The organism is [Scytonema hofmanni] UTEX 2349, assembly GCF_000582685.1.
Lineage (GTDB): Bacteria > Cyanobacteriota > Cyanobacteriia > Cyanobacteriales > Nostocaceae > Hassallia > Hassallia hofmanni.
Genome location: NZ_ALWD01000162.1, coordinates 1 through 24,321 on the forward strand (window position 1 = coordinate 1; position 24,321 = coordinate 24,321).

The window sequence follows — 24,321 nt, forward strand, 5'->3', positions numbered from 1 at the left end:
CTCTCATTGCGCTCAAGCTGGTTTTTAATGGGGGAAGTCGCCATACTGGCGATCGCTTTGATAACGCCTGTAACTGGATCGAGGTTCATATCTGTCATTAAGAGGCTCCCAATTATACAAGAAGAAAGGTAGCTTTTGAGTTGACTAGGGGAAAGTCTAGTGGACAACTATTGCCAACCAACAATATTGAAACGAGGTTATTCAAGCTTTTTGTGAGCGAATTTTTCCATATTGCCGAAGTTGCCCATAACGTTATGGGCGGTTCCGCTCGTACATAGTCAAGTGGATAAGGGAGCTTACCCTTCAAGTGTCAGCGTCTCCAGTTGAGAGAGCAATTTTTCTATCTGTTTGCGCTTCTTGGGGTCTGACCAAATACGCGACTTTCTTAGTTTGGTAGTCGCAGCAGTAAAGCGCTCTTTGTAATCGTTAGACTCGGTTTTTTGGGTAGAGTTTGGAGTTTTCTTCTCGGCAAGGCGCTGTTTGATTTCGCTTAAAGACCAGTTTTGGGCAATAGCTTGTTCTAAAAAGGCAACGCGCTCCGAAGTATCCGCAATAGTAGCGATCGCTTTGGCTTTGGTGTACTCAAGTGACCCTTTTCGTAGTGCCTCAAGGATATCTGATGGAAGGTTTAGTAATGGCAGGCGATTTTTGACGAAAGATTCCCAGGTCATTAACCCTAAGCCATCAAACACCTCATCAACGATTTTTCGGTCTGGGTTTTCCGGCTGCTCCTGATTTAGGTCTGAGTTATCAGTTTCGCTTTCGCCCATAACGTTATGGGTAGTCCGAGTGCTATCGACTTCGCCCTGACCTATAACGTTATTGGTTGTGGAGTCATTTTCAACTTTGCCCATAACGTTATGGGTAGACGTATCACCATCACCCTCACTATCATCCTCATCCTGACCTATAACGTTATTGGGTATGGAGTCATTTTCAACTTCGCCCATAACGTTATGGGTGGTTGCGTCACCCTCGACTTCATCTTTGCCCATAACGTTATGGGTAACTGTGGATGCTTTCTTCTGTTCGCGTTGTAGGCGATAAAGTACGGTTGGAATTGACTCAACGTTTCGACCTAGTTTGAGAGCCAGCAGTTGCAGAATACCTTCGGTTTCCTCGACTGGGTTGAGGTCTTCTCGAAGTAAGTTTTCTATCAGTGCAAGTTGAAAAGCTGCGTTGTCATCTAATTCTCTGACGACGACGGGGACAACTTTAAGTCCAATTTCTAATGCTGCACGATAGCGGCGCTCTCCTGCTACTAATTCGTGTTTTTCTCCATCGATGAGGCGTACCAATAGGGGTTGCAGGATGCCATGCTGTTTGATGGATTCGGTTAACTGCTTTAATGCCTCTGAGTCGAAATAACGACGTGGTTGAGTCGGTGGAAGCTGAATTTGCTCTAACGGGATAGACGCTTGTGAATCAGCATTTAATTTGCCTGTAGTGTCCCAAGGTACTTCAAGTTTGCTTTTGAGGGGTTGGTTGGTTTTAGTGCGTCTCATTTTAATGATTCTAATTCGATGGCTATTTTTTTCAAGACTTCGACAGATGGGTGCTTTGGTTCGTAAACCGCAAGAGGTATTCGCTCTTCTGATGCATCAACAAAAGCAGTAGAGCGAGGAATGGGGGCAAAGACTGTTCCGGCTTTCGATAGTTGTTCGGTGATGGCTGCTAGGGTGCGAGTGTCTTGGGAGTTGCGGGCATCGTATTTTGTAGGTACAAACCCGGCTATTTGTAGTTTGCGGTTAGCTTTGCTGCGAACTGTAGCGACCGTTTTTAATAGTTCGCCTGTGCCCTCAAAGGCTTTGAAATGGGTTTCCAGAGGTACAAGAACGTGGGTGGCGGCTACAAGGGAGATGTAACTTAACAGCCCTAAGCTGGGAGGGCAATCTATTAAGATAAAATCGTAATCTGATTCAATTGGCTCGATGGCTTCTTTGAGGCGGAAATCCCGCATTGAAGCACTAACCAATTGCATTTCTGCCGTACTGAGAGAAATGTTGGCAGGAGCTAAATCCATACCATAAATTCCCGATATTATTGGCAGGGGTTGTTCCTCCACAATGGCATTGTGAACGGTTTGCTCTAATTCTCTCGGAACCAAGCCCATAAATATAGTTAAGCTGGCTTGGGGGTCGATGTCGATGAGCAGGACGCGATGTCCCAGTTGTGCTAGGTGGTAGCCCAGGTTTTGGATAAGAGTAGTTTTGGCAACACCTCCCGCCTGGTTGAAGATTGCGATGATTCGGCTCATAAGCGAGTTTGTTTATCTGCCCCATTACAATTAAAGATAACTGTTGATGGGTCAATTGGTGTTGTTTATTTTGGGGAAGGGGCTGCGGTTGTATTGCAAAAACTGCTTGAGGACAGACAATCCTCATTTTCGGCTTGCTTTTGGATATCTCATGAGAGCAACACCAAGAAGTTTGTCCTTTTATAATCATCTTTACTATCTCACTTTTTGAACCACCAGACGAGCAGCACCACTACCAACCCGATGGTGAAGTAGAGCCAGAAGGGGAGTGATCGCAGGAATTGGGGCAATTGTGAAAACCAAGACTTTTGACATTGAGCGATCTGCATTTTGCAATCTTCAACGTCGCGATCAAGTTTGATATCTACATAAATGATTAATGCCTGCTGAAAACATTGCAGTGCATCGGCGCGATGATTGAGTGTTTTCAAGCTTGAGGCTTTGCTGTAGAGCGCATTGGCTTCGCCGTTGCGATTGCCGATTTCCCGTGCGATAGCGAGGGACTGCTCGTAATAGGTAATTGCTTGCTCATATTGCTTCAAGGATCTGTAGGCAGCACCTAGATCATGTAGGGTAGTGATTTCTCCAGGACGATCACCAAGCCCTTGTCGAATGGTAAGCTCTTGTTTGTAGCAATAAATCGACTGCTGCTCTTGCCCCAAGAAGTGGTAGTTAAGCCCCAGACCTTTTAATGTCCAAGCTTCACCAGCGCGATCGCCAAGCTCCCGTCTAATAGCGAGAGCCTGTTCACGGTAGTTAATTCCTTGCTGATATTGCTTTAGAGCCATATAAGCATCACCCAATTCATTTAAGGAAGAAGCTTCGCCAGCGCGATCACCCATTTCTTGCTGAATGGTGAGGAGTTTCTCGTAGCAAGTAATTGCCTGCTGATATTCCTCCAAAGAATAGTAGGAAATACCCAAATCATTCAAAGAACAGGCTTGACCATCACGATCACCGATCTCCTGTTGAATAGTGAGAGCCTGTTCATAGTACGGAGTCGCCTGCTGATGCTGCTTTAGCAAGTAGTAGGCATCCCCCAACTTGCTCAAGGAAGTGGCTTCTTCAGCGCGATTGCCAAGCTTTTGCCTAATGATAAGGGATTGTTCAAGGTAGTTGAATGCCTGCTGATATTGCTTTGAGCTATAGTAGGCAACTCCCATATCGCTCAGGGAGGTGGCTTCTTCAGCGCGATCGCCGATTTCTCGACGGATAGCGAGTTCTTCCTCATAGTAGTCAATTGCCTGCTGATACTGTCTCAGGGAACGATAGGCATCGCCTAACTTCTCCAGCACATTGGCTTGGTTGTTGCGATCACCGATTTCTTGTTGAATGGGGAGAGCTTTCCGTTTCTTTCACTAGTTCAGTTCTTCATTTAGGTTAATCATCACTATCATTACATTTTGCACTATCTGAACTGTCTGGCATTTCTGAATCATCTATGTTGTTAGACTTATTAATATTTTCTTGGGACTTTGTTGTGCCAAAAAAATAAACGACTGCAATTTTCACAATATCAAAGTATGCAGGGCGATTAGTCTGATCAACAATTGCCAAAGAGAGCGAACCTGCTACTAAGATAACTAATATAGGATGAAACTGTTCTTGTGCAGAAAAGTTACTATGTTTTTTTGCCACTATTCCGTCTCCAATTTCTAATTTTTCGGCTGATTTTTTACAAAAAGGGTAATGTGTTAGATTGGTAAAATCTTGCAGCACATCCTAAATACACTTAGGGATACTTAGAGACGAAGTTTCTCACGACTCTAAAAAGCTTTTAAAAGAGATTCAGACTTTCACACTAGCAGCAAGATTTTTCATTGAGGATGAGCGAGGATATTAATTGAGAATGATGCAATATGTGAAAGTCGAATATTTTTTGTGATATTTTAACGAACAGATTCAAAAATTACTGTCGTCAATATCAAGCAAACCAGAAGAAGTCCACACCGTAAAACGACCCAATATAAAACAAAGGGTAGTAGATTAATAGCAATATGTAAGCCTCCGAAAATAGCTGATAAAACGTAAGCGATCGCTAGACCAAATAATGCCAACAAAAAATATTTAATGAACTTGGAAGTCAAACGAAATAACAAGCTGTGACGATTCGTAGTCATATTTTTCTCCTGATAGTTGAATAAAAAAATAACAGGGTTGATGTAGTGCCAGTAAGCACCATATCAACCCTGTTGTAGTCTTTTTGTAGACTCTCTTGAGCTGGAAAACTATTCACTTGTTAACCTCAATAACGAAAACAATTTTCTACTGTTTCTCTAAACCTTGAGGTGAAATCAGTGGTTTTTGGTAATTACTTAGAATAATCAACAAAAAACAACCAAACTCAGTCCCTATCCAACAATTCAGATACCATCCAGCCAAATATTGGCGCGGTATTTCCCTTCTTGCATCGAGAAAAGTCTAGTCTGAGTAGTCCAAACCCGTTTTTTAACAATCCCCTCAACCCCACTCGAAAGCGATCGCGATAGATAGACACCTGACTTTGTGTATCTGTTGTATCTGTCGATAACTCCTCTAAATACCTATTTAGATCCGCATGAACGCAACGAAAAGAACCTCGGAAAGAGATGACACGCAGTTCCAACTCTTCGGTTCCTATCTTGCGGATAGTCACTTCAATCATTCCATCCTTGCAAGTGTGACAGGCAAGAATATCTTTCTCAAGCAAGTCAAATAATTCCTGAGCAGAATTTGAAGCGTCAGGCGTTGGCATAGTGTGGGGTACCTCAGTGCTAGTTACTTCAGCTATCCTCGCGATTCACACCTAATTTGTTATCGATTCTACATTTACTTTATTAATGTTGTCAAGACAGTTGATAAGTGAAATTGACAAGTTGATAATTTAGAGTATAGTTAGTAGTGTGTGTCTTGTCAATGCGCTTCTCTCCGAGACGCTAGGCGATGTCTACTAGTCTGTCAAACTCCTAAATGATGGTTAGAGAGACGCGATAAATCGCCGTCTCTACAGAAAATCTATCCCTCAATTAGTCCTTGACAGACTACTACGACGGGCTACGCCAACGCGGGGGACTGGGGAATGGGAAACCCCATAAATTTATAGAGGTTTGCGGTTGAGTCCAATACAGACCTAACCCCCAACCCTTTCCCTACTAGCGTTGGGGAGTAAGAATAAAAAGAGAAGATTTGAGTATAAATAAGTAGAAATATATCTCACATCTACCTCACATATCGATAAATAGTTTTGGCTGGAGAAATTTACTTCATGACGGAAATTCCTGAAAGTTTCTTGAGAGCGGTTACAGCCGAACACAATGTATCTGAGGCTGAGGTAAGTGCCTTACTTCTAGCTTTAGCTGGTCAAACGGCAGAATCTATTGCAACCACTCTCGAAATTAGTGCAGCAGCAGTACGGAAGCGGCTTGGTTCGGTTTACCAAAAGTTTGATATTGCTGGGAGTACTCCTGGGAAATTAGAAGTGATCAGGAGTATCTTCCAGGAAAGATATCAGTTATCAACAGTAGTTAATGCCTCATCTTGTTATGATTTTGGCGAAGCGCCTGATGTCCCCGTTTTCTTTGGGCGTGAGTCGGAGTTAGAGGTTTTAGAGCAATGGGTAAATAAAGATCGTTCCCGACTGGTGGGAATATTTGGGATGGGGGGAATTGGCAAAACAGCGTTATCTATCAAGCTGGCACAGAAAATTCAGGAACAGTTTGAATATGTTATCTGGCGATCGCTACGTCATGCACCCTCTGTTAAGGAGATTTTTGCAGACCTGATTGAGTTTTTCTCCAAAAAGAATGAGCCTAAAGAAGTAGGAATAGGAATTTCGCAATTGATTGCGTTTTTGCGGAAACATCGCTGTTTATTGGTACTGGATAATGTCGAGTCAGTTTTGCTTGGAGGTGATTATGTCGGTCAATATCGAGAAGGATATGAAGAATATGGAGAATTTTTCCGGCAAGTTGGGGAAGTTCCTCATCAAAGCTGTTTAGTCTTAACCAGTCGTGAAAGTCCCAAAGAAATTATCACCTTAGAAGGAAACAATCTTAAAGTTAAATCCTTCCAGCTAAGTGGGCTAGAAAACATCGCCGCAAAAAGTATATTTGTAGGCAAAGGTGATTTTTTAGGTTCAGAGAAAGACTGGAACAAGTTAATTAATCAGTATGCAGGTAATCCTTTAGCATTAAAAATCGTTTGCAATACGATTCAAGAAGTTTTTGGTAGCAATATATCAGAGTTCATTAGTTGTGATATTTCCGTGCTATTTGGGGATATCCGCAATCTATTAGAACAGCAATTTAATCGATTATCCAATTTAGAAAAGGAAATTTTATACTGGTTAGGAATTAATTGCAAGCCGACTTCATTTATAGAATTACAAGCAGATATTATTTCAACGACATCACAACCAGAATTAATTGAAGCTTTAGAATCACTGCGACGGCGATCGCTAATCTTTAACGAGAAGGGTTTGGCGAAATTTATGCTCCAAGCTGTAGTCATGGAATATATCATTAGTCAATTTGTTAATCAGGTTTGTGAAGAAATTGTTTCCGAGGTTACTCTAGAAAATATTTCCTTGTTAAAAAATCATGCCTTACTCAAGGCGCAAACAGAAGGAAAGACTAGAAATGCTCAAATTCGTTTAATTCTAGAACCAGTTATTGAAAAGCTAATTAATAAATTTGGCAATAAAGACCGGATTAAAGAACATCTCTTAAAAATTATCAAATTGCTGCAAATAAACACTCCATTGACATCCGGTTATGCTGGGGGAAATATTATTAACCTCCTTTGTCATCTGGGAATTGATTTAAGTGGATGTGATTTTTCTACTTTAAAGATATGGCAAGCATACCTAATCAATGTGAACCTACATAATGTAAACTTTGCTGACTCTGACTTATCTAAATCTGTATTTACAGGAATCTTCGATAGCATTTTATCAGTGGCATTTCATCCTGTAAATGGAGAAATTGTTGCTACAGGTGATGCTGATGGTCGGATTAGCTTTTGGCAAGCTACTTATGGTGAGCAACTATTTCATTGGAAAGCACATGCTAATTGGGTAAGAACTGTTGCCTTTAGCCCCGATGGTAAAACTTTAGTTAGTTGTAGTGATGACCATACTGTAAAACTCTGGGATGTTGCTAGCCAAAAACTTCTCATAACTTTTGAAGAACATACTAGCTGGGTTAGGTCTGTTGTCTTCAGTCCTGATGGCAAAATTGTCGCTAGTGCTAGTAGTGATAAAACTATTAGACTCTGGGATTTGGATACCAGAAAATGCTGGAAAGTTTTCAAAGGACATAGCAACTTTGTTCGTTCTGTTGCCTTTAGTCCTGATGGAAAAATACTCGCAAGTGGTAGTGCTGACCAAACAGTGATGTTGTGGGATGTGAAAACAGGTAAATGCTTGAAAACTCTAGAAGGACATACAAAATTAGTCCAGTCCGTAATTTTTAGTTCTGATGGAGAAATACTCGCCAGTTGTAGCGACGACAAAACTGTAAAACTTTGGGATGTTCAAACAGGGAAGTTATTAAAAACTTTAGAAGGACATACTAATTTAATCCATTCTATAGCCTTGAGTCCAATCCCCTCTTCACAAGGAGGAGAAATACTCGCCAGTTGTAGCGACGACAAAACAGTGAAACTCTGGGATATCCAAACGGGGAAATTATTAAAAACTTTAGAAGGACATAGTAATTCTATTTTGTCTGTTGCATTTAGTCCCGACGGAAAAACACTTGCTAGTGGTGGCTATGATAAAACCGTTCGGTTTTGGGAGATCGAAAATTATCAATGTATCCAAATCTTGCAGGGATATACCAATTGGGTACATGATCTGGCCCTGAGTCCAGATGGGAAGATAATTGCTAGTAGCAATGATGATAAAACTGTTAGGCTGTGGGATGTTGAGACTGAAGAATGTATCAGCACTTTGGAAGGACACGCTGGCCGCCTTTGGTCTGTTGCTTTTAGTCCGCTAGCTGGGGGACTATTAGCTAGTGGTGGTGATGACCAAACCATCCGCTTTTGGGATACTCTGAGTGGACAGTGCGTGAAAGTTTTGGAAAGTAGCGATCGCATCCGCTCTATTGCTTTTAGTCATGATGGTCAAATTCTGGCTAGTGGTAGTATTGACTGCAACATCAAGCTATGGAACATTAGGACTGGCCAATGCTTTGAAACATTAGAGGGGCATACAAATTGGGTGCAATCTGTCAGTTTTAGCCCTGATGGTGAAATTCTCGCCAGTGGAAGTGACGATCAAACACTGCGGTTGTGGAATGTTTATACAGGTGAATGTATTCGGGTTTTAGAAGGGCATACTATGCGAATCTGGTCTGTTGCTTTTAGCCCGATTCTCCCTTTACAAGGGCAGTTTGGAAGGCTATTAGCTAGTGGCGGTGATGACAAAACAGTACATTTGTGGGATGTTCAGACTGGCGAATGTTGCAAAACTTTAGTCAATAATGATTGGATACGTTCTGTTGCTTTTAGTCCTGATGGTAAGATACTTGGCTGTGCTTGTGTTAATCATACTGTAGAAATTTGGGATGTTGACACAGGTCAACGTCTGAATATTTTGCAAGGACATAATAATTGGGTTCGTTCTGTTACCTTCAGTCCAGATGGAACTTTGTTTAGCGGTTCCCAGGATGGAGCTATTAAGCAATGGAATGTCACAACTGGAGAGTGTATCAAAACCCTCATGCCAAAAAGACCCTATGAGGGAATGAATATCAAGGGTGTTTCCGGTCTTGGGGAAGAACAAAAAAATACACTTAAAGAATTGGGTGCTATTGAAGATTAATCCGTTAATTAAAAATAATAACGATCCTCTTTAATTGCACTCTTGGAAATGTGTATTAATTTATTATTCTTAAATATCATTATTTTTTGGTAAGGATTGCCATTATGCCAAATTATATAGTTCGGATGATTTTTCAAAACAAACTTGTTCTTACGCTTGCGAAAGCGTCACTATATTTCAACATAGTTCAATTAAGTATTTCTTCCTTGGCGTCCTTGGCGTCCTTGGCGGTTCGTTAAAAAAAATAGATAGATCAATTAAAAAATAATCATAATTAAATGTCGCAACTTAACCCGAAAAAACTTCAGTTATATGAAATTAAAGATATAGATCGGCTTCCTCAACTGCAAAAACTTTCAACAGCAGACCGCTTGGCGATGAAAGCAGTTGCTCAAGTATTGCCGTTCCGTGTCAATAATTACGTGGTAGAAGAATTGATTGACTGGGAAAAAATTCCCGACGATCCCATTTTCCGCCTCACCTTTCCTCAAAAAGAAATGTTGGCTCCTGAATCTCTAGACAAGGTTATTTGGCATCTGGAAAATTCTACACCAGAAGAACTGCGTCAAGTAGTAAATACAGTGCGATCGCAACTCAACCCTCATCCAGCCGGACAAGCAGAACATAATATCCCCACTTTAGATGGAAAACAAGTACCTGGAATTCAACATAAATATCCCGAAACAGTTTTAATTTTTCCGACAGCAGGTCAAACTTGTCATGCATATTGCACATTTTGCTTCCGTTGGCCCCAGTTTGTGAAAATGGACGGAATGAAATTTGCTACTCGTGAATCAGGACTTTTTCAAGAGTATCTCCGACAACATCAGGAAGTCACAGATGTTTTAATTACTGGCGGAGATCCAATGACAATGAAAGCGAAACATCTGGCTTTATATATTGAACCACTACTAAATTCGGGTTTTGAACATATCCAAACAATTCGGATTGGTACTAAATCGGTAGCTTACTGGCCTTATCGCTTTGTTACAGATGAAGATGCTGATGATGTCTTACGTTTGTTTGAAAAAGTGACTAGCTCAGGCAAACATTTGGCTATTATGGCGCACTACGATCATCCGACAGAAATCAAAACTGAAATTGCTCAAACAGCGATCCAACGCATTCGTAGTACAGGCGCACAAATTCGCACCCAAGGGCCACTGATGCGGGGAATTAATGATTCTTCGCAAGTATGGATACAAATGTGGAAAGAACAAGTTCGCCTTGGCTGTATTCCTTACTATATGTTTATGGAACGAGATACTGGCGCAAAACATTGTTTTGAATTGCCAATTATTCGAGCTTGGGAAATTTATCAAACAGCAATACAAAAAGTATCTGGGTTAGCTCGCACGGCTCGCGGCCCAGTTATGTCAGCACTACCGGGTAAAGTTGCAGTGGATGGCGTAACTGAGATTTATGGCGAGAAAGTATTTGTACTTTCTTTTTTGCAAGGACGCGATCCCAATTGGTGTAAACGTCCTTTTTTTGCAAGTTACAACGAGAAGGCAACCTGGTTAACTGATTTAGTTCCAGCTATGGGACAAAAGGAATTTTTCTATGAGAATAAATTAAAGGAAATTTTGAAAACACAAAGTTCAACTAAGCAGCCAGCTTAATTCACTTCTATTTCAGGCTTTGCTGAATAAATAATAGTGGTAATCTTTTCATATACGTGACATTGAAGCAGCTCGTTGCTCTTTTAGAAGAAGATGGATGAATATGGGATTTTACAACTGAGCCAATACGCCTTGAAGTTGGCGATGCGATTGGTAGTAGATGCCTATGAAGCAATGGGTGATCGCGCTATCAGCTTGCCCTGCACCTGTCCCGTCCTGTGCAATCTCTTGGGTCAAAGTGCGGTTCACATAACTTCACGCGGGAGCGATTGCTACCTCAAAAAATCCAGTCACGGCAAAAAATGAAGCTGTGTGGTTCACACTTGCAATAGCGTTTGCCTGAACCTGATATAGAAAAAATATGGCTTGCTGAGTTCCAAACTTCACCTAGGCTACCCCAGAAACTATCTCAAATCGCGTGGTTGTCATAAGCATCCAATAGTTATACAAAAGATTCTATTCGCATAAAACTTGAGATTAGAAGCATAACTGAAGTATTTAGTATCGGGTTTTTCTTGGGCATTGGTCTTATAAAATCTTCTGGATGCTTACTGTACGCATTATTTTACAAATCCAGTCTTCTCAAATCTTCTCAAATCTTTTTTAATCAAGAAATTTGTTTAGGTAAAAATACTCAATTGTGTAGGGTGTTAGCACTAAGGGAATACTCCTCAAGTACAGAGTCAATATTTCTTGTTACACTTTAAGACGCGTTTGCCCTGCCTGGATACCGGGAGATTTTTCCATGACGGAGACGAGTAGTGACAAACAACTGTCGAGAATAGTTTTAAAAGGTTTCAAATCTATTGCCAGATGTGACCTTGAACTCTCTAGACTCAACGTTTTAATTGGAGCTAACGGGGCGGGAAAATCCAATTTTATCGGCTTCTTCCGCATGGTTCAGCAGTTGCTTGAGCAGAACCTGCAAGTTTTCGTCAGCCGTCAAGGTGGTCCCGATTCGCTATTGCATTTTGGGCGCAAAACAACGGAACAACTGGAGTTTCAGTTATACTTTGGCAATAATGGGTACTTCGCCACGTTAGAACCAACCCAAGACAATCGCCTAATGTTCGTCAGAGAATCTTTCTGGTGGAACATGGGTGGTGAGCGTGAAATAGGTACGGGGCATTTCGAGACAAAGGCTGTTGTCGGTACTGGGACAGGTATTGACAAGTACGTATTGTCCACCATGCAGCAATGGCGAGTTTACCATTTTCATGACACCAGCGATACGGCTTATGTGAAGCAGTCACATGGTATTAACGACAACGCTTACCTACGGACTGATGCCCGTAATCTTGCATCCTTCCTGTATCTGTTGCGTGATGCTTACCCCGCATCCTATGAGAAAATAGTCAAAACCATCCGGCTTGTTGCTCCCTTCTTTGGCGATTTTTACCTACGTCCCTCTCCACAAAACAAGGAGGTTATTGAACTGGAATGGTTTGAGCGGGGGCAGGATGTACCGTTTAAAGCACATCTGTTATCGGATGGCACACTGCGTTTTATGTGTCTGGCAACCGTTTTCCTGCAACCCGAAGAGCTTCAGCCTGAGACAATTCTGGTTGATGAGCCAGAACTAGGTCTCCATCCGTATGCTATCACTGTCTTGGCATCATTGATACGCAGTGCCCAAAAACAAGTGATTGTTTCAACCCAGTCAGTGGAACTCCTTAACGAATTTGATGCAAGTGATGTAATTGTTGTAGACCGCGATGAAGGGAAATCATCACTTCGCCGACTTGATCATAACGGGTTGGAGGCGTGGCTTGAGGACTATAGCCTAGGTGAATTGTGGAAGAAGAATGTCCTCGGCGGGAGACCTTCGCGATGATCCGAGTGAATGTTTTCGTTGAAGGGCAAACCGAGGAAACGTTCGTCAGAGAACTGCTCTACAATTATTTTCAGTCGAAAAATATATACCTTAACCCGATTCTTGTGAAAACCAGTTCGACTGGCAAGGGTGGGGTAGTGAGCTACGCCAAAATCAAGCCGCAGTTAAATCGCAAGTGCCTTGAAGACAGAAAGGCGATCGTCACCACAATGTTTGATTTGTACGCCTTGCCCAATGATTTTCCGGGAAACAGTTCCCTGCTTAAAACTAGCGACCCGTTTCAAAAAGCTGAATATCTTGAACAGGAAATGGGCAAGGATATCGGTCACAAGAATTTTATCCCGAATTTACTGGTTCACGAGTTTGAAGGACTTCTGTACAGCAATCCAGAGGCTTTTTCTAAGTGGTTTAGTGAAAGTGTGGTTAGTACCTTGCAAGCGGAGCGTAATGCTTTTCCTTCACCTGAGCATATTAACGATAATCCATTAACAGCACCATCAAAACGAATTCGTAATTGTTGTAATGGATACGACAAACCAATGCATGGTTCGCTGCTTGCCATCGATATTGGGCTGGATTTAATACGTCAGCAATGTCAGCATTTTAATCAATGGTTATTGCGTCTTGAGAACATAATTTTATAACCAGAGACGATAATAAATAATAATACCTACTTTGGGTGAGTAACCTTGAAAAACAGAAACCGTTTTGCCCACCTAAAGTACCAAATAAAAGGAGTTTCAGCAGGCTCCATAAATTTGTAAAGACATCGAGAGCTATACAGAGTAATAATCTACACGTCGGAAACCGTTTCTTGCTCTGCCAAAGTCGCTAATCTCATGAACCAAAAAACTTTGGTACTGGTGAGGAGTGACATCTGAAATTAATCGTACTTTACCAAGATTTCCAAGAAGCGATGCAAATTTACTAAGTGTAACGGCATCATCAACGATATAATGTGATGCTAAATTAGAACTCGCTGCTCTTAGTAAAGAGACATGTTTTTCAATACGTTTTTGAGCTGTATTGGTATCTTTTTCATAAAGGTCATCAAGTACATAAAAAGCTACTTCACTTGTCCATAATGCCAGGGAATGTTCAACAACTAAATCTAGTGGTAAATTGCCTGCAAACGCTAATGTAAATTCTGACTTTTGATTCTTATGAGCAAATGTATCTACATATTGTACTGTTGCTTGACCAATGGGTATTTCGCTTTTTTCTTTAGGTATACCAAGCTCAAAAACTAGCCAGTATGTTTCGCCAACAGCTAAATCTGGAACAAAGATTTTGATTCCCTCTTCTTCTGTTATTAAATCGACTTCTGGTGTAACCCCAAACTCTTCTTGTGCTTTCTCTTTTGCCCTCTCAACATTTTCTAATACAGCAGCCCTTTTTGCGGGTTCTGTAATTAAATCATGACCATACAAGTAAAGAATTTCAATATCTCGTTCAATATCTAGTTTAATTTGAACATTAAGAGCCGCTAAATGCTCTCTTCTGTTCAATTCGTCTTGAAGACTGAGTTTAATATCATCGATATTAGTTACAAAAGTAGATTTACCACCTGTTAAACCTGCCAAGGCATCAAGTTCCTTAGTATTAGCATCTGACCCAAATGCAAATGTTGATAATCGAATATTTCCGCGTGTTTTAGAATCTATATTTTGTCTAATTTTAATCCAGTCAGTTACTCCTGAATTTGGATTGCCATCTGAAAATAAATATATATGATTCAAAGTATTATTACTTCCGTAACGCTTTATCTCGTCTATACCGAATGATAACGCTACGTTAATATCTGTTCCGCCGTCTGCGGTCATGCCACTTATAATTTGACTAAATTTATCAATATTAATTTGACTAATACGGGTTGCTTTTAATAAAGTTTTAGGTTGTGTATTAAAAATAACAATTCCAATCACATCATCTTCTTTCATCTTTTGAAATAATTCTCGGATTGAAGCCTTAACATCATCTAATTTATCACCTGACATAGAGCCACTAGTATCTATAACAAAAATATAATTTGCTGATGGTGCTTTATTTTTAGGATGCTCTAATGGACTAATGTCTGAAGTTTTCAAAGCAATTTCTAAATAATGTGTAGCTCGTTCATCGCGTTTCTGGCTCAATGGAATTGGAGCTATTCCGTAGCTGACTGCTAGAGAGTAACTAGGTTCAGGGGATGGCACTCGCTCAGTATTTAAAGCGATAAAATCGTCGAAGCGAATATTAGTTTGGTCAATCAATATTCCTTGATCTATTAAGTCTTTTATCCCAATATTTAGTCTAGTTCCAAACTCGTTGTTTCTTCTTATAAACAAACCATCATGCGGCAAAGGTTGGTTTTTTGTATTAAATTGTAAATTAGATGAATCTTTGCCAACTATGTTCCCACAAATCTGATTAGAAAATCCTTGTATTGACTCTAAATTCAAGGTTCCAAAATCCCATTTATCTCGACCTAAGGTTACTCCAAACTTACTAGATTGATTTTCAAGTTCGGTTTTCTGCTTTTCAGGAAAACACCAAACTTCTGAGCTACATTCAGATATTACTGATTCTGATGTTTCTTCAAATAAAAATACTTCTAACGGTTTCCAGTATTCATAAATACTTATAATTGTTAATTCCGAAACTTTAAATAATATAGACAGAGTTTGAGGCTCTGATGAAATAAAATTCGGTATACATCTAAAAATTAATAATAAAATTTCTGCTTCTACAGAATGTTTGAATTTATTTAATTTTTCATCTCGTTCAACCAGTATCACTACTCTGTTTTCGTCTGTTAATCTATTTTGCTCATTTATTGATATTATTTTTAAGATAATAACTTGCAATTCCTCATAGCTCATACCTATGAGATACTGAGTTTCATGGGGATTTTTTTGAATATATTTCCAAATAGTTTGATTAGGGTGACTTTGAATATATTCCTTAATGCGCTTAATATTTACCACAATTTACCTACCATCAGATATTGAATAACGTTTTTAATACTTACCGCTATACTATTTTCCCTTCAGCTATGGTAATTGGACATTTTCTGTCTAATTCATAACTGGTTATAACTATTGATGAAAATAGGTTTTCTTTATCCAAGCAGTCTAACCAGGAATTAATTTCACTGGATATGTCATCCATTTGACTGGCTATTTCTTTCGCTTTTACCCTGTAATTACCGCCCATCAATAATAGGAGTTTAATTTGTAAGACTATGCTAGGTAGATGGCTGGAATTTAGTTGCAAAGCATTCTGGATATACTTAAGTGCAACCGGTTTGTTATCTTTGACTATAGCTAATTGAGCCTTCCAATACCAAGGTTCTGGTGATTGATTGTCATGTCTCTTGGCTTCATCAAATTTGTCTTCTGCTCTATCAAACCTTTTATTTTTCAATAACTCACATCCTTCTAAAATAAGCTGATTTTTAGGTTTGACATCAATGTGGATAGAATCTATTTCTATCTCACGCTCATGGATTTTTTGCTTTATTTCTTCAATATCTGCTTCTAATTTGCCTTGCTCGCGTGGGTCATTTTCAAAGCGTCGCTTATCTTCTAGCTTCTTGAGTAAATCGTAATCTTTCTTCAGTTGTTCCTCGTGGTGCTGACGCAGGTTCAATCTCTACCTCCTTCGTAGCTTAGTCATCAATTGCTGCCAAGCTGACTTGATGTTGAACCCGCTTCCCAATTCCAACTCACCTTCATATTCCACAAGCATAGGAATAATAGGCAGCGTTACTTTTAATTTGTGTCTAGCATCCATTTCAGGATCTTTAATAATTTCAGCGATCGCTGCCTGACTTGGAGGTAAAGAAGGCAAGCGCTCCTCCAGAACTGCCAGCATCTGCTGCATCTCTGGTTCCGAAAGCATATTGTTCTCCAGTGCCTGTAGTAAGTTTTCGGTCAAAACTAATTGTGTCTGGTTAAGTTGTTGGGTAATAGAGCCGATAATAGCTTTTTCGGAAGCGTTGTAGCGTTTCAAGAGTGCTTGACGAATTTGCTGCTGATTTTTATAAATTGCGATCTGCCCTTTTAGCAAAACGTTTATTTTGTCATCCAATTGCTGTAATTGCTTCTCCACATACAGCAATTGGGTTGGCTGATAGTTTATTAATTCCTGCTTTAGCTCGGCATACTCCTGCTGATAGCGAGTAACAGACTCTCGCTGCCGCTCAATTTCTCTTTCACACTTACCTATAGCACGAGGGTCACTTTCATAGCGCAACACATCCTCGTATTGCTTAAGTAGTTTCTGGTCTTCAGTAATATTATTTTCCAAATCCTCTAGTCTCTTTTCGTAAAAGCCAAGAGATTTCATAAGTTTTATTGGCTATTTCCTAGAATGAATACGGAGCTAAGTCGATATACTAATAAAATTTAAATCCTTAACTGAAATAATTTATTTCAGTTTCAATTCTTAATAGAAGCAACCTGATACATCTGCAATTCCCACGGCTTGACAGGAAATTTAGGCTGTAACCTTTGTCTAGCCATTGAAAGGAAAATTTATAGTTATTAGTACAATAATAGACAATATTGTGAAGATTGGGTTATAGAACTGGTTAATATTTTCATTTTGTTGTTAATTTTCACCTCCATAGAGGGAAAATGGTAATGTAGATGAGCGCTTTGCTCAACCCTATATACCTTATATGTGTTTCGTTTATAGAGATTGAGATGAGTATTAAATGGAGACTGAACCGCTTGATGGCAGAGCGACGTATTTCAGGAAAAGACTTAGCAAAAGAACTCAATGTCCATCCAAATACCATCTATCGGCTCCGTCGAACTGACGAAATGCCATCGATTGATGGAAATATGTTGGAAAAACTGTGTGATGCCTTGAGATGTGAACTAACTGACCTGATTGAACGTCTGCCGAATGGTAATGCAGCAGCTAGCCATTGAAGGTGAAAAATCTGCGGATCAATGCCAACCCTGGTTGGGAATCAACAGCCAGTGCCTTACAACATCGGTACACAGCAATGCCTTTTAAATTGCTTTTTTTATCTGACTTCTAAGTAGAAAGTAAGAAACGACATCACCCGCCTTACTTAAAACCTAAATCTTATTTAGTGTTGAGGCGTAAGTATCAATGGATGCTGTTGGTGAAATATATCTTAATACTCTAAAATCTCATTATTTCGTGGGTTGGGTGGAATGAAATGGAATCCAACGTTTTCCATAACAGCGATTTTCCGACATTCATCGTTTGACTTTTCCTTTAGCGTGACCTTCACGGCAATCTTTAACGAGTTGATAGAGTTCGCTTAGTCGTTCTGCCTCTAATCCCAGTATTTGACCCAGTAACGTGAAGCTTACCCTATTTCGTTCTGTGCGATCGCCTAGTAACAAGCTGATGAATTCCTTAAATTGATCAAAATCCTCCTCAGATATTCCCGCTAAGTTTTGTCGTGGGATCTCACCATTCCTTTCCATTTCATCCAATTTGCTTTGCAGCAGGTAAGCAGCAGCGCTTGCTTGCTTCGTTTTCATTACACTTGCATATCTGTCTAGCTTGTCTATTGAACCTTCAGGCAAACTCACTGTCACTCTTGGACTTCTTTCTTCCTTGCTCATCGGTTTCCTATCGGTCACTAAATGGCTACATCTCTTACTATCGCTGGTTTTCATCAACACCGCAAATGGTTGCCAACTGGCAGCTATACGGTCTATGGGTGGCAATAAAAAAGGAAAAACAATCCAATTGGTTGCCATTCGGCAACCTTTACAGTAAACTAAAAATATAAGCAAGATGTGAACGCATAGCGAACACACATTTATTAACCAATATGAAACTCAAAGCCTTTCCAGGCAAACAATAGAGCTTTTTCCCTCTTTGAGAACCCACTCTCGAATTCACATTACGGACATTGACCCACGTTCAAATTCTTGAATGAGGCTTTGGCATTGATGCACATAGTAGTAACCATCGAGCCAAGCGACGAACCAAACCAAAAGCCAATCACGCGAAAGCAACTAGCCCAAAAGCTGAAATGTCACATCAATTCCATTCGCAATGATGAACTACTCATCAAGCAGTGGGTTGATGATGCTCAAGCTTACTACTGCAATCAAGAAGGGAAGCTTGAGGGCATTGAATTATCTCCCTATCTGATTTGGCTTTTACTCAAGGTGAGATCGCTTCGCAAAAAGTACCGTACCGAAAAAGGACTAGAGAAGCATATTTTTCAGAACCAACAAATATTTAGTGAGGCAGCTTTTAATGAATACATCGAACAGCAACAACATCGACAAGCAAGACGCACTGGAACTTCTGGGCTTGAAGTCGCTTGACGATTTGAATTTGGGTTTGTTGGAATTTGCTCAAGCCTTAAGTCAACAAGGAGCAGAAGTTCCAGAAGAACTCAATGATCCAGAAGCCGAAACGACGATAAGCAAGACTATTTTAAAGCAGTACCGAGACTTTGTAAAACAAGTCTTAAACCAGCCAAAAGCATTGATCAAAACCGTTGACCAGTCGCAAAGTACAAATTTCGCACCAACGCAACCAAGTGATACGATTCTGCCAATTCAATACAGCCAGCAAGTCTTATCAGGTGTTAAGGAAACCCTGCTGGAACTTCATCAAGTCAATGCACACTTAGACGGCATTGAAATAGCGGATACCGTCTGGTACTCAATGCTGGAATCCCTGAGCCAAAGAACAAACCTACGGTTTAACCAACTAGCTGGCAGCTTATCCGTAGACATCCAAGAAAAGTTTACCAGATTACAGGCTCAATCAAAAAACAATATCCAATCTCAGTCTGAGGCATTGGGAAAGCTAGGACAGCAAGCCAACAGCCATCTTTTGACCGCACAAGAGATTATGCGGCAAGCGAACGAGTTACCGCTGTAGCTGATGCCATCGCTCTGTTGGCATTACTCAAAATTGCAAAAAAACTTCCTATCGAAGAGCAAAGCCACATCATTAAACAACTGAATCCCAATTTATCTCAAGAGGAGAAAAAGCTTATGTATCGCTTTCTGTATGCGATTGTTTCACCGCTTGACTGGTTTAATCGCGGACTGGAGAGAATATTCGATTTGGTATACCTACTGCCTTAATTTTTTTTGCTGCTTCCAGTCAACACCAAACCTTCACATTTTAAAAGGAGGGAAAACATGACACTTAATAGCTCGCTCGAACTCGATAACCGTACAGAAGGAGGAATATTAGAGGACTTAGAGAAAATTTTGCAAGCACTGCAAGATTTCAAAGTGAAGAACCCACAAATTTTACAGCATCTATGCCAGAGTGCCATTGCTACTGGTGAAATGAGTCTGGGTGATGCTGAAAGCGCATTGGATTGGGCATCCAATTATGTAGCAGAGGGAGGTAATTAAATGCAACTCCATCAGGTATGGGACAGTACCCTTTTAAGCAGCAGCAAATGCTATCAGATAGACGGTGTTTTGTACCGATATTTGTACAAAACCGACTCCATAAAACATCCTCAATATGTGTTCCGTCCCCAGCCAGGACAACGTAAAAGCACGGATTTAAAGCTGAATCGCAACAAGTTAACTACCCGTTGTTACGAAGTCGAGGGAATGACAATCAAAGCCGAAGTTGTTGATAACAACGCCGTTCAAATGAAACTATAGCGGTTCTCGCTTGAGTGAAATACAAAATGTGGGAAGATGATCAATGCTGTAGCAAAGTGTATCTGGGATGAAAGCATACTCCACTGACCTTCGCCAAAAAGTAATTGATGCGTATAAAAATCAAGAAGGTTCTCAAAGACACCTGGCAAAAAGATTTAGTGTGAGTTTAACGTTTATCCAGAAGCTAATAAAGCGATATAGAGTTAGCGGGACAGTTGAGCCAAAGGCACATGGTGGCGGTAATACGGCTAAACTCAATAACGAACAGATAGCATTGATAGTGACTTTGGTGGAAGAAGAAAATGATGCAATTTTGGTGGAGTTGTGCAAACGATTGGAGGAGCGAATAGGTGTGAAAGTTAGTCGAGCTACAATGGGCAGAATTACTAAAAAGTTGAATCTGACGCGCAAAAAAAAACATTGCACGCGAGTGAAAAATACACAGAACGAGTGCAAAAACTCAGGGCAGAGTATTGGACAACTATTGGGGAGGTAAACCTAAAAGATTTGGTGTTTATTGATGAAGCGGGAGTTAACATCGCTATGACCAGACTGTTTGCTCGTTCACCCCAAGGTAGTCGTGCTTATGGTACTCGTCCTTACGGTCGGGGAAAAAATGTCACGATGATTGGAGCAATATCGTTAGAAGGTATCATTGCTGCAATGACTTTTACTGGCGGTACCAATGCCTCAGCATTTGAAACCTATGTTACTCAGGTTTTGGTTCCAAATCTGTGGCCGGGCGCAACTGTTGTCATGGATAATTTTAGTTCTCACAAAGTCACAGGTATTAAAGAAGCGATTGAAGCCGTTGGTGCAAGGCTGGTGTATTTGTCTCCTTATTCTCCTGATTTTTCACCGATTGAAAACTGTTGGTCAAAAGTGAAAGAATTTTTGCGATCGCTTGCAGCCAGAACCTACGAAGAATTAGATCAAGCCATCACAGATGCCCTAGATGCAGTAACGAAAAAGGACATTATTGGATGGTTCACTCACTGTTGTTACTATATTGCACCCAACTGAGAACCGCTATATTTTGAGGTGGAAAGATGACTACTAGCGATGAATTTGTAAACAGCTTGACGGACGATACGAATTGCAAACCTTGCTTGATCTACGAAGTCCATCAACTAAAAAAAGCAGCTTTTATGGATCGCTGCCTAGCCAATATTGCTGCATTGTCCCTGGCGTGTACGGGTGCTTTTAGTATCGGTGCGGTTGGCACTTACGGACTACATTTGATGGCATCCGGAAGCGGCGAAATTACCAAAGCTGAATATTTTGCCAATGCTACAAAATTTAACACGGGAGTAGCAATCTTGACCTTTTCTGGACTGTTAGGCACTGGCTTTGCCGCTGTGGTGCTTAATGTTGCCTGTGGCTCGGATGATTAATAAGCGATGGCGCGGAGCGCCCGCTGGAAGCGATCGCCGCTCCGACCAAGAATAAGCGATCGCCTCTATCAGAATGCAGTCTTCAAAAAGCGAAAACAACACTGAACACTGATTTTAAAACATGGCTAAATTTTTAGGGTACTACTGCGGAAACTTCCCCAACGAAGACGGACTACTTCAAGAAATGGTTGAGGCTTGGGGAGGAACATTCGAGAAATTGAACAACGCGCAACGCTTGTGGATGTTAAGAGCGTTAGCAGTAAACCTCTTTGAAAAAGACCCAAATTCAGAAGCAGACAGTGAACATGACGAAGAGATAGAAGAAGTCATCGAACGCTTTGACGAAATCCCTGAGGGGTTCAGCCGGGATACCTGCAAAACAGGACGCGTTGTAAATTTTTGTTGCAGAGCGTATTTTATTGATTTACCAACTTGCCCATAAATGATATTGGGACAATCAAAGTTTTGCACGCTAAAATCAACTCTTGACCCTTTCAATTCCTCAAGCTTGCCCATAAACAATCATTTTTGGGAATGTTTCAACTAAATGAGTCAAGTAAAGTTTGGTATTGAAACAAGCGTATATCAAGGGTTTCGCTTTCTATGCGTTACAAAACTTTACAACGTGTCCCAAATTGCGGGTATCCCGGCTGAACCCCTAGTAGAGTAACCCTTATTGGGCTGAGTTCGCACAGCAGTTGTTCATAATCTTCATGTTCTTGCCAAAATTTTTACTGAGTGTACTGATGCTGCCTCTTCTTCTATTTGATTACTGAATCGGTGTTCTAGAGGGATGCAAAGTCTTCATCCTCTATGGTGCGTCACATTATTTCAAAGCCAGGATTTAAGAACTCGTTGCGCTTAGGCGATCGCCATCCGTGAGAGGTTAAGGTAATTGCACTTTTGTCAAGAGGGTGCAGGAAAAGGGGCTAAATCCAGCTTTGAGACTGGCTTTCGGAGATATTTAACCACTTCTTGCGTCTTGATTCTCTGGGGCAGCGAAGTACTTAATCGGGTCATCCGCTTTACCTTTGTCATTTGCGACACTAAAATGGTACAAACCGCGAAATATCATCTCCAAAGAAATGCGGTCAAATGGCAGAGATAATTCGTCTGCAACCGCATCTCCTAAGTCAACTAAAACAGCATAAAATAACCAAGTAGCCCAGACTTGTAGCTTGATACCATTAATAGAACCAGTCCATAAATAAGATAGCCCCAGCAAGCGTTTTACTGTGTAAAATGCTTCTTCAACTCTCCATCTTCGGCGATATAAATCTGCGACAACGGCTCTGAGGTAATATTTGGGGGTCGAGGACAGAAGTAATGTAAGAATAGCAGGTTTTACCAACTTTTATCTCGATTAAACGTAAAGTCAGTACTGGTGCGCCACCACGACCAGTACCAAGTTGAATCAATCGGTCTTTAAGAGAATGACCATAGCTAAAAATTTTTAGATATTTAATAGATGCTTTAGCTTTTAAACGAGTAATAAAATGGACTTCTTGATTAATCAGTTGTTGTAAAAACTGGAAATGATAGAAACCTCTATCGAGTAAAATTAAAGTCTTGGCAGTCACTAAATGTAGTAATGTAGATTCAAAATTGGTGTCTGAAGCGGCAGGATTAGTGTGAAACCAAACCTCGACAGGTAAACGTGTAACCAAATCAATAACTGTACAGATTTTACCTGCTAGTTGCCCTGTTTTCAAGTCTTCCAGGCTTTTTAACTTACGGAATAAGGCGCGTCTTTTGTTGAGCCATCAGCAATCCAAATTCGTTCAAAATTACAGAGTGCAAATTTTACACTATCTGGCAATGGTCGCTTTTGTCGTTGTTGCCAATTCAGTTGTAATTGAGGTAGTAAATCTTTCAAGACACGTTAAAATAATTCAGATGGGAAAACTAAAAATCTTTCTGAAAGTGATTGTTGGCTAACTTTGGTAATTTGACACCATAAGAAACCATACGAGTGCTAACAGACGATTTAACTCTTGAACGCTCTTGTACTTGTCGCCACAATAAGGTTAAAACTGCTGCCACCATTAACGATAAATTAAGAATCCTGTCTCGACATCCTAACTGCTTATAATATTTTTGTTGAGCAAAAACTGCTGGGGTTAATAAAGCTTCTAAGTGTTTTGCGATCGCTTCATTATCTATAGTAGGAGTATTCTGTCGGTGTGCGTGGTCAGAGTTTTGTTTTGGTCGCTTGGGCATGGCGGTAAACCAAATTTTTATTACCTCGTTTGCGAACTTGAATTTACCTAAGAATTAAGCCCACTTTTGACAAAGTTATTCTCTCGTTACAATACTGTTTCATACCCTATTTTAAGTTGTGAAAGACCTTAAAGATAATGATAATCAAATCGAGGGGGAGGAGGCGAGCGACGCTCGCCTCCTCCCCTTATCCCCCACACATGATTATCATTCTTAGGAAGAGTATTTTGAGTATTTTAACCGATTGACAAAATGCTCTTTATCTTAACCTCTCACTGATGTCCATGACCTAATCCTATAAGGCACTTGCCAAGAAATAAATACCCAGCCGTCAAACCTAGATCCGCGATACCAACGAAAAATTTCAATACACGGCTGGGTATTTATTTTTATGGTTCTCCCTAACACTCTGCGCTTGAAAACGTCTTCTAGCTGCACCTTTCAATTGATTTGCTGTTTCTTGAAGCAAAATTTTTAATGAGTCAGTTAATTCAATTGACACTTCTACACACCCCAAAACTCGAACCATACATTGAACTTACTACAAAAAAGGGAAGTCAGGGCTGC

The 24,321-nt window shown here is 40.5% G+C and carries 23 protein-coding genes and 1 pseudogene; 13 read left to right on the forward strand and 11 right to left on the reverse strand.

What is annotated here, in order from left to right; genetic code table 11:
- Nucleotides 1-296: 296 nt before the first annotated feature.
- From TOL9009_RS0101420 to TOL9009_RS0101445, 6 genes are all read right to left on the reverse strand, one after another.
- A complete protein-coding gene (locus TOL9009_RS0101420) occupies nt 297-1,505 on the reverse strand; it encodes a ParB/RepB/Spo0J family partition protein (RefSeq protein ID WP_029630679.1) in 1,209 nt (402 codons plus the stop codon).
- Complete coding sequence (locus TOL9009_RS0101425) at nt 1,502-2,257, reverse strand: ParA family protein (RefSeq protein ID WP_029630680.1); 756 nt, start codon at nt 2,255-2,257, stop codon at nt 1,502-1,504. Before TOL9009_RS0101425 ends, TOL9009_RS0101420 begins: the two co-directional genes overlap by 4 nt.
- A gap of 200 nt (nt 2,258-2,457) precedes the next feature.
- Nucleotides 2,458-3,591 carry a tetratricopeptide repeat protein gene (locus TOL9009_RS37390; RefSeq protein WP_260675815.1) on the reverse strand — a complete coding sequence of 378 codons (1,134 nt, stop codon included), beginning with the start codon at nt 3,589-3,591 and terminating at the stop codon, nt 2,458-2,460.
- 46 nt (nt 3,592-3,637) lie between these two features.
- Complete coding sequence (locus TOL9009_RS37395; RefSeq protein WP_038295677.1) at nt 3,638-3,976, reverse strand: hypothetical protein; 339 nt, start codon at nt 3,974-3,976, stop codon at nt 3,638-3,640.
- Nucleotides 3,977-4,146: 170 nt separating this feature from the next.
- Nucleotides 4,147-4,377, reverse strand: coding sequence for a hypothetical protein (locus tag TOL9009_RS0101440; RefSeq protein WP_029630681.1), 231 nt, complete (start codon nt 4,375-4,377; stop codon nt 4,147-4,149).
- 224 nt (nt 4,378-4,601) lie between these two features.
- Nucleotides 4,602-4,991: a hypothetical protein gene (locus TOL9009_RS0101445; protein ID WP_029630682.1), complete on the reverse strand. Its 390-nt coding sequence runs from the start codon at nt 4,989-4,991 to the stop codon at nt 4,602-4,604.
- Between the two features lie 510 nt (nt 4,992-5,501).
- On the opposite strand from TOL9009_RS0101445, the gene TOL9009_RS0101450 reads away from it, so the two are divergent.
- The 4 genes from TOL9009_RS0101450 to TOL9009_RS0101470 all read left to right on the forward strand — a co-directional run bounded on the left by TOL9009_RS0101450 (nt 5,502) and on the right by TOL9009_RS0101470 (nt 13,162).
- Nucleotides 5,502-9,062 carry a WD40 domain-containing protein gene (locus TOL9009_RS0101450; protein WP_051502730.1) on the forward strand — a complete coding sequence of 1,187 codons (3,561 nt, stop codon included), beginning with the start codon at nt 5,502-5,504 and terminating at the stop codon, nt 9,060-9,062.
- Nucleotides 9,063-9,340: 278 nt separating this feature from the next.
- Nucleotides 9,341-10,684: a KamA family radical SAM protein gene (locus TOL9009_RS0101455; RefSeq protein WP_029630685.1), complete on the forward strand. Its 1,344-nt coding sequence runs from the start codon at nt 9,341-9,343 to the stop codon at nt 10,682-10,684.
- A 745-nt stretch (nt 10,685-11,429) separates the two neighbouring features.
- Entirely contained in the window at nt 11,430-12,518 is a 1,089-nt protein-coding gene (locus TOL9009_RS0101465) for an AAA family ATPase (RefSeq protein WP_029630688.1), read from the forward strand.
- A complete protein-coding gene (locus TOL9009_RS0101470; RefSeq protein WP_029630690.1) occupies nt 12,515-13,162 on the forward strand; it encodes a DUF4276 family protein in 648 nt (215 codons plus the stop codon). The genes TOL9009_RS0101465 and TOL9009_RS0101470 overlap by 4 nt, the downstream gene beginning before the upstream one ends.
- A 132-nt stretch (nt 13,163-13,294) precedes the next feature.
- Here TOL9009_RS0101470 and TOL9009_RS0101475 read toward each other — a convergent pair whose 3' ends face one another.
- From TOL9009_RS0101475 to TOL9009_RS0101485, 3 genes are read right to left on the reverse strand one after another with little or no spacing between them, the layout of a single operon-like run.
- On the reverse strand, nt 13,295-15,484 hold the full coding sequence (locus TOL9009_RS0101475; protein ID WP_029630692.1) for a vWA domain-containing protein: 2,190 nt from the start codon (nt 15,482-15,484) through the stop codon (nt 13,295-13,297).
- A gap of 46 nt (nt 15,485-15,530) precedes the next feature.
- On the reverse strand, nt 15,531-16,148 hold the full coding sequence (locus TOL9009_RS0101480) for a hypothetical protein (protein WP_029630694.1): 618 nt from the start codon (nt 16,146-16,148) through the stop codon (nt 15,531-15,533).
- A gap of 3 nt (nt 16,149-16,151) precedes the next feature.
- Nucleotides 16,152-16,847 carry a hypothetical protein gene (locus tag TOL9009_RS0101485; RefSeq protein WP_029630696.1) on the reverse strand — a complete coding sequence of 232 codons (696 nt, stop codon included), beginning with the start codon at nt 16,845-16,847 and terminating at the stop codon, nt 16,152-16,154.
- A 359-nt stretch (nt 16,848-17,206) separates the two neighbouring features.
- Here TOL9009_RS0101485 and TOL9009_RS37400 point away from each other — a divergent pair, with 359 nt between their 5' ends.
- A complete protein-coding gene (locus tag TOL9009_RS37400; RefSeq protein ID WP_038295680.1) occupies nt 17,207-17,437 on the forward strand; it encodes a helix-turn-helix domain-containing protein in 231 nt (76 codons plus the stop codon).
- A 297-nt stretch (nt 17,438-17,734) separates the two neighbouring features.
- Here the strand turns inward: TOL9009_RS37400 and TOL9009_RS41840 are convergent, their stop codons facing one another.
- Nucleotides 17,735-18,247, reverse strand: a complete 513-nt coding sequence (locus TOL9009_RS41840; RefSeq protein ID WP_051502731.1) for a hypothetical protein — start codon at nt 18,245-18,247, stop codon at nt 17,735-17,737.
- A gap of 192 nt (nt 18,248-18,439) precedes the next feature.
- Between TOL9009_RS41840 and TOL9009_RS0101500 the strand changes: the two genes are divergently transcribed.
- The 8 genes from TOL9009_RS0101500 to TOL9009_RS0101540 all read left to right on the forward strand — a co-directional run bounded on the left by TOL9009_RS0101500 (nt 18,440) and on the right by TOL9009_RS0101540 (nt 21,976).
- Nucleotides 18,440-18,826 (forward strand): hypothetical protein, encoded by a 387-nt coding sequence (locus TOL9009_RS0101500; protein WP_144238108.1) that lies wholly within the window; start codon nt 18,440-18,442, stop codon nt 18,824-18,826.
- Nucleotides 18,756-19,391 carry a hypothetical protein gene (locus TOL9009_RS0101505; RefSeq protein WP_144238109.1) on the forward strand — a complete coding sequence of 212 codons (636 nt, stop codon included), beginning with the start codon at nt 18,756-18,758 and terminating at the stop codon, nt 19,389-19,391. The genes TOL9009_RS0101500 and TOL9009_RS0101505 overlap by 71 nt, the downstream gene beginning before the upstream one ends.
- A 266-nt stretch (nt 19,392-19,657) precedes the next feature.
- Entirely contained in the window at nt 19,658-19,879 is a 222-nt protein-coding gene (locus TOL9009_RS0101515) for a hypothetical protein (RefSeq protein ID WP_029630704.1), read from the forward strand.
- Nucleotides 19,880-20,140, forward strand: a complete 261-nt coding sequence (locus TOL9009_RS0101520; RefSeq protein ID WP_029630706.1) for a hypothetical protein — start codon at nt 19,880-19,882, stop codon at nt 20,138-20,140.
- 67 nt (nt 20,141-20,207) lie between these two features.
- A complete protein-coding gene (locus TOL9009_RS0101525) occupies nt 20,208-20,636 on the forward strand; it encodes a helix-turn-helix domain-containing protein (RefSeq protein WP_029630708.1) in 429 nt (142 codons plus the stop codon).
- On the forward strand, nt 20,591-21,163 hold the full coding sequence (locus tag TOL9009_RS0101530; RefSeq protein WP_029630710.1) for an IS630 family transposase: 573 nt from the start codon (nt 20,591-20,593) through the stop codon (nt 21,161-21,163). The genes TOL9009_RS0101525 and TOL9009_RS0101530 overlap by 46 nt, the downstream gene beginning before the upstream one ends.
- Nucleotides 21,164-21,189: 26 nt before the next feature.
- The gene (locus TOL9009_RS0101535) at nt 21,190-21,534 is read left to right on the forward strand and encodes a hypothetical protein (protein WP_029630712.1); all 345 of its coding nucleotides are present in this window, start codon (nt 21,190-21,192) and stop codon (nt 21,532-21,534) included.
- Between the two features lie 121 nt (nt 21,535-21,655).
- The gene (locus TOL9009_RS0101540) at nt 21,656-21,976 is read left to right on the forward strand and encodes a hypothetical protein (protein ID WP_029630714.1); all 321 of its coding nucleotides are present in this window, start codon (nt 21,656-21,658) and stop codon (nt 21,974-21,976) included.
- A gap of 476 nt (nt 21,977-22,452) precedes the next feature.
- Here TOL9009_RS0101540 and TOL9009_RS48700 read toward each other — a convergent pair.
- Nucleotides 22,453-23,754: pseudogene (locus tag TOL9009_RS48700) on the reverse strand (IS4 family transposase); the annotation flags it as partial.
- Nucleotides 23,755-24,321 lie beyond the last annotated feature (567 nt).